Source organism: Escherichia sp. MR, assembly GCF_005280595.1.
In the GTDB taxonomy this organism is placed as follows: Bacteria; Pseudomonadota; Gammaproteobacteria; order Enterobacterales; family Enterobacteriaceae; genus Escherichia; species Escherichia ruysiae.
The window spans coordinates 1-5,259 of sequence record NZ_SZVK01000103.1 but is presented as its reverse complement, the minus strand read 5'-3'; the positions used below and the strand labels follow the sequence as shown (position 1 = coordinate 5,259).

Annotated in this window: 6 protein-coding genes and 3 pseudogenes; 7 read left to right on the top strand and 2 right to left on the bottom strand. The window is 58.1% G+C overall.

The features are described from left to right. The 4 genes and pseudogenes from FC814_RS23000 to FC814_RS22130 all read left to right on the top strand — a co-directional run. Positions 1-282, top strand: a pseudogene (locus FC814_RS23000) (hypothetical protein); the annotation flags it as partial. 413 nt (positions 283-695) lie between these two features. Further along, positions 696-1,121 (top strand): antirestriction protein, encoded by a 426-nt coding sequence (locus tag FC814_RS22140; protein ID WP_001198928.1) that lies wholly within the window; start codon positions 696-698, stop codon positions 1,119-1,121. A 46-nt stretch (positions 1,122-1,167) separates the two neighbouring features. Then, positions 1,168-1,590 (top strand): DUF1380 family protein, encoded by a 423-nt coding sequence (locus FC814_RS22135; protein WP_000271681.1) that lies wholly within the window; start codon positions 1,168-1,170, stop codon positions 1,588-1,590. Then, positions 1,587-1,778 (top strand): hypothetical protein, encoded by a 192-nt coding sequence (locus FC814_RS22130; protein ID WP_062873855.1) that lies wholly within the window; start codon positions 1,587-1,589, stop codon positions 1,776-1,778. Before FC814_RS22135 ends, FC814_RS22130 begins: the two co-directional genes overlap by 4 nt. Positions 1,779-2,140: 362 nt before the next feature. On the opposite strand, the pseudogene FC814_RS23390 reads toward FC814_RS22130, so the two are convergent. Beyond that, a pseudogene (locus FC814_RS23390) lies at positions 2,141-2,292 on the bottom strand (hypothetical protein); the annotation flags it as partial. Between the two features lie 513 nt (positions 2,293-2,805). On the opposite strand from FC814_RS23390, the gene FC814_RS22120 reads away from it, so the two are divergent. From FC814_RS22120 to FC814_RS22110, 3 genes are read left to right on the top strand one after another with little or no spacing between them, the layout of a single operon-like run. Continuing rightward, positions 2,806-3,036: a hypothetical protein gene (locus FC814_RS22120; protein WP_000218642.1), complete on the top strand. Its 231-nt coding sequence runs from the start codon at positions 2,806-2,808 to the stop codon at positions 3,034-3,036. Between the two features lie 51 nt (positions 3,037-3,087). Next, positions 3,088-4,449, top strand: a complete 1,362-nt coding sequence (locus FC814_RS22115; RefSeq protein ID WP_021559003.1) for a DUF3560 domain-containing protein — start codon at positions 3,088-3,090, stop codon at positions 4,447-4,449. Between the two features lie 46 nt (positions 4,450-4,495). Then, the gene (locus FC814_RS22110; RefSeq protein ID WP_042634411.1) at positions 4,496-5,059 is read left to right on the top strand and encodes a trans-aconitate 2-methyltransferase; all 564 of its coding nucleotides are present in this window, start codon (positions 4,496-4,498) and stop codon (positions 5,057-5,059) included. An 85-nt stretch (positions 5,060-5,144) separates the two neighbouring features. Here FC814_RS22110 and FC814_RS22935 read toward each other — a convergent pair. Next, a pseudogene (locus FC814_RS22935) lies at positions 5,145-5,259 on the bottom strand (pilus protein); the annotation flags it as partial.

Here is a 5,259-nt window from a genome sequence, read left to right as displayed (position 1 = left end):
GAAAGCGATCACCCCTGCTGGCTCGATGAAGATGACGAAAACCTGCCCGTGGTGCTCGATGCCATCGTGAACCGGGGCGCACGTTTTTCGTCGGTGGAAATGTATCTGGTCAGTGAGTGTATTGAGCATATCCTGTCCAGTGGGCTGGCCTGCGATGTGCTGCGTATACCGGATGAACCGCCCCGCCGCTGGTTTGACCGTGGTGTTCTGCGGGAAGTTGTCCGGGAAGCCCGGGCCGAAATCCGCAGCATGGCGGATGCCCTGACAAAAATCAGGGGCTGATGATGGCGGGGAAAATCCCCGCCTTTTTCCTGCCGGTCCCCGGACAGAGCACAAAGGAAGTCGCCGCCGGCTCCGCTTTACCCGGCCATGCAGGCATGGCCTTGTGGGTTTTCAGTTATGTGGCCACCGTGTCGTGTGCGGGCTGTGCCGTGCCTCCATCTTAGCCGGGCTGGCGTTGATGCAAGGGTACGCTTCGCCGCTGCGGTCACCCGGTCCCTCCTTCCCGTCTGCCGTGATTTTCCGGTCGTTCGTCCGCTCAGGTTTCGCGGCCTCACCCTGCAACTCCCGTCAGCCGTGTGCGTCAGGCTGCGGCTTCCCTTGCGCCCTGTGCATCCCCGCCTTATCGCCCGGCTTTTCTGGAGGCACGGCACCGCCCGGTGTCGCGGAATATGTGAACAACGGAGGAAAACATCATGCAATATGCGAAACCTGTCACTCTGAATGTTGAAGAGTGCGACCGTCTCTCCTTTCTGCCTTACCTGTTTGGCAACGATTTTCTGTATGCCGAGGCGTATGTGTACGCGCTGGCGCAAAAAATGATGCCGGAATATCAGGGCGGCTTCTGGCACTTCATCCGCCTGCCGGACGGTGGCGGTTACATGATGCCGGATGGCGACCGTTTCCACATGGTGAACGGTGCAAACTGGTTTGACCGTACCGTGAGTGCTGATGCCGCAGGCATCATCCTGACCTCCCTTGTGATTAACCGCCAGTTGTGGCTGTACCACGACAGCGGGGATGCAGGACTGACCCAGCTTTACCGGATGCGCGATGCGCAGTTGTGGCGTCACATCGAATTTCACCCTGAATGCAACGCGATTTACGCGGCTCTGGACTGATTAACGGACGGGGCGGCAATGCCGCCCCTGTAAAGGAGACGAGAACATGTACTGTACTGTTAAAGAAATCATCCGCGATGTACTGGATACAGACGTGCCGGACAGTGAATGTGTTTTTGCCGTGGTGCTGACCCGTGGGGATGTGCGTCACATAGCCCAGGACTGGAACCTGTCAGACGATGAGCTGGAAACCGTCATGCAGCGACTGGACGATGCCTTTGAGCATGGTGCGGATGTCAGCGTTGTTCACGACGTTGTTCGTGAGCTGATGGAAGAAAAGCGCGCCAGCCGTCATGTGACAGTCCCGGCGGTGATGCTGGAAAAAGTGATGGCGCTGGCAGGCAGTGAAATGAAGCGCCTGTATGCCGTCGGGAGTGAGAACGGGGGCGACGGTGACGCATTCGTCAGGGAAGAACGCGAAGCAATGGACGTTGTGTTACAGGCGCTGGACGGGGAGCACATGTCATGAATATCAGCACAGAAACCCGCGAAATTCTGCGTAATTACAGGGCCGTGATTAATGCACGACGTCGTGAGATGGGGCAGAAACCGCTCACCACCGCGCAGGTTGTTGATGAAATCTGCGATTTTGTGGCGAATCAGCAGGCGGTTTTCCTCGGTGGTCACTACATCCTGCAGGGTAACAGAAACAGGTGATACAGAGGCAGGCGGTGGAGGCCGCCTGTCAGCCCGCGCGAAAACCCCTGGCAGGCTGGTGCCTGCCGGAAGGGAAGCGGGCCACGCTGGCGCGTCGCCCGTTACCCTTCCCGTTTGTGATGTGTCCGGAATGTTTTTTTCTGATGGTATGACCCTGTTCCTGTTGTTGTTGTTCTTTTCTCTGCTGCTCTGATTCTGACTATTGCAGTGTTGTCCTGTCTGCCGGCGCACCTTCGGCTCCCGGCTGCCTGGCGGCATCCGGTCGTCAGGCCCGACTCCGACAGGCAGCTGCTGACGCACCCGCCAGTCTCCGCCGAACCCGCTGGCGCGGTTTCGGGCTGTCGCTACGGTCCGATGCGTCAAAACCCCCGGCTTGCAGCGACCGTTCCGGTCGCGCCGCCTCTGTCGCGCCGTGGCCTGCGCTCCTGGCATCCCGGCAAAAGGCCGCCGGGATGTGAGGCGCAACGCCGTTTCGCGCACGCGCTCTCCGTCGTTGCGGCGGGTCCCTGCTCATTGCCTGCCGGGTGCCACACACCCGTTTGAGTCCCTGTCGCCGGGGGCTGATACAGCCACAACCTGCCGCACTGACTGTCCAGGGTAAATGAACAGCCCACAAAATTTTTTACCCAAAACCCGGTAAAAAATTTTGCGTTCTGCCCAGGACAGGTGCGTCAGGCCGTGGCAGTGATGCCCCTTGCGGCGAAGGTTCTCAAACGGGTGAAGTTCATACCACAGGGAATACAGCAGCAGGTTCCCGCGAAACGTCAAAACCGCGGCTCCCGAAACTCAACGGGTGATGTTCTTTAAAAATCAGGATTTATTTCAGGCTCCGGCAATACGCATTTATGTGTTCTGTCAGTCATCCGGCTGGCAGGTAATGAGAACGCAGAAACAGAAGGAGGAAAACACCGGAGAACGTCAGACGCAGATATGAAAAAAGCAGGTCAGGGACCTGCTTAATCCATGCCGCAGAGACTGCACGAACAGTTTTTGCGGCTCCATTCAACAGTCATAAGGAGTTTCATTTATGACAGTAAGTATTGTTTCACCTTCCGCAGCGGCTGTAAAGCCCCGCCGTCATCCCCGTTTCAGACGCGAAGACATCCCCGCGCCGGAAATTGACCCCGTGCTGAAAGCCTTCGGGCGACACATTGCCCGGAGTTTTCACCGGGGGCGTGGTGTACACATCCCCGCCATGAAAAACACGGCTTTCGGGCAGGTGCTCCGCACACTCGAACTGAAACGCGCTTTTAACTGATGAGGTGAGCCGCCCCGCGAGGGGCGGCAACAAACGGAAGGAGAACATTTTATGACATTAGCAGCAATCACCATGACCGCCCCGGAAGCCGCCAGCCCTGTGCAGATGTACCGCGCGACCTACTCACCGGATGACAACAAACTGCGCCTGTATGCCGCGTCACGTCTTGATCCGGAGACGTATAAAAAAGTCCATGATGCCGGTTTCCGCTGGGCACCAAAACAGGCGCTGTTTGTGGCGCCGGCCTGGACACCGGGCCGGGAAGACGTGCTCCTCTCACTTGCCGGAGAGATTGAGGATGAAGACAGCACGCTCGCTGAACGTCAGGAAGCTCGGGCGGAGCGGTTTACCGGATACAGCGGAAAGCGGGCCAGTGAATCCGCACAGGCACTTGATGAAGTGGAAAGACTGGCCGCGATGATCCCGCCCGGTCAGCCCATTCTTGTGGGGCATCACAGCGAACGCCGCGCCCGTCGTGATGCGCAGCGTATTGAAAACGGCATGAAACGAGCCGTGATGCTCTTTGAACGTGCGGAATACTGGGAAGAGCGGGCGCGGTCGGCACTGCTTCACGCGAAGTATAAAGAACGTCCGGACGTTCGCTGGCGTCGTATCAAAAAAATCGAAGCTGATTTGCGCAAGGCTGAAAAGACCATCGCGCAGTCGCAGAAATATCTGACGATGTGGCGGGCTGAATCGCTGGATCTGAATATGGCAAAACTCATCAGCAGTCATGACCATATCAGCGCCTGTTTCCCGCTGGATACGTATCCGCGCCCGGCAGAAAAAAGCCAGTATGAAGGGAGCCGGTCGTTATGGTCGGCCCTGGATGATGACATCATCACCACGGAGCAGGCCCGCGAAATTGCGATCCGCTGTCATGAACGGCAGATTCAGCATCAGCAACGCTGGGTTAACCACTATCAGAACCGCCTGATCTATGAGCGTGCCATGCTGGACGAAAGCGGCGGCGTGGTTACCCGGATACAGGATTTTGAGCCGGGCGGACAGGTTTTCAGCCGGGGCGAGTGGCTGACCATCATCCGCGTGAACAAAAGCAACGGGGCGGTGAGTTCAGTCACAACGCCGAATTACAGTTTTCTCGGGTACAGCGGCACGATGAAAGTGACGCCCGATCGCATCACGGACTACAAAGCACCATCGGCAGAAGAGGCTGCCATCGCCAGCCAGGCCGCGAAGCGCCCGCCGGTAGTCAACTATCCGGGGGAAGGTTTCCGGGAAATGACAAAGGCACAGTGGGCCGCCCTGCCCCGGGACTGTAAGGCCGTGCGCAGTGTGGCAGAAGCAGAAGACCACGGGGCATACCGCTACCGCCGCACAATGGACAATAATTTCCGTCTGGTGAATGTGTATATCACCGACATGAAAATCACGGAAATCCCACAGAAATAAGGTATATCCCCCCGGGAAATCCCCGGGGGATGACGGAGATAATGACATGCACAGTCAGTTAAGAGAACGTATCCGGCTGATGCGCGCAAGGCTGGATAACGCCGCGCCGGTTGCTGAAATCCGGGCTGAATCTCAGCTTTTTGTGACACCTGCCCCGGTCTGCGATCGCCTGGTGACGCTGGCGGAAATCAGCAACCGTGATCACATTCTGGAACCCTCTGCCGGGACCGGAGCCATACTGCGGGCGATTCGGGATACCGCGCCGGGGGCCATGTGTGATGCGGTGGAGATTAACAGCGGGCTGGTCCGGTATCTGCGGGAAAATTTTAACGGTGTCAGGGTTCAGTGTGGCGACTTCATGGAATGGCAGCCGGTGCAGTATTACAGCCGGGTTATCATGAATCCGCCGTTCAGTCACGGGCAGGATATCCGGCATATCCTGCGGGCTTTTTCCCTGTTGCGTCCGGGTGGTGTGCTGGTCGCCGTCTGTCTGAACGGGCCGCGCCAGCAGGAGAAGCTGTTGCCGTTTTCTGACGTCCGCGAGGAGCTGCCGCGCGGCACGTTTGCTTATACCCGTGTTCCGACGATGATTATTCGTCTGCGGGCCTGAAGACGCCGGGCAGGCGGGAGGATAAATGCCTGTCTGTCCGCGTCGGGAAAAGACCGCGCGCCGGTGGCGCTGAAAGGGGCCGCGCTCACGCGCCGCCCCTTTCATTACGCGGAAGTTCTGACGGGGGCTTCTGTTTCTTCATGCCTGTCATTTGTCTGTTACTGATGATGTTCCTGCTACTGCTACTGCTACTGCTACTG

Excerpts from the sequence above, each read along its gene's own strand:
- FC814_RS22140 (WP_001198928.1), top strand. The coding sequence starts at position 696 with ATGCAATATGCGAAACCTGTCACTCTGAATGTTGAAGAGTGCGACCGT.
- FC814_RS22135 (WP_000271681.1), top strand. The coding sequence starts at position 1,168 with ATGTACTGTACTGTTAAAGAAATCATCCGCGATGTACTGGATACAGAC.
- FC814_RS22130 (WP_062873855.1), top strand. The coding sequence starts at position 1,587 with ATGAATATCAGCACAGAAACCCGCGAAATTCTGCGTAATTACAGGGCC.
- FC814_RS22120 (WP_000218642.1), top strand. The coding sequence starts at position 2,806 with ATGACAGTAAGTATTGTTTCACCTTCCGCAGCGGCTGTAAAGCCCCGC.
- FC814_RS22115 (WP_021559003.1), top strand. The coding sequence starts at position 3,088 with ATGACATTAGCAGCAATCACCATGACCGCCCCGGAAGCCGCCAGCCCT.
- FC814_RS22110 (WP_042634411.1), top strand. The coding sequence starts at position 4,496 with ATGCACAGTCAGTTAAGAGAACGTATCCGGCTGATGCGCGCAAGGCTG.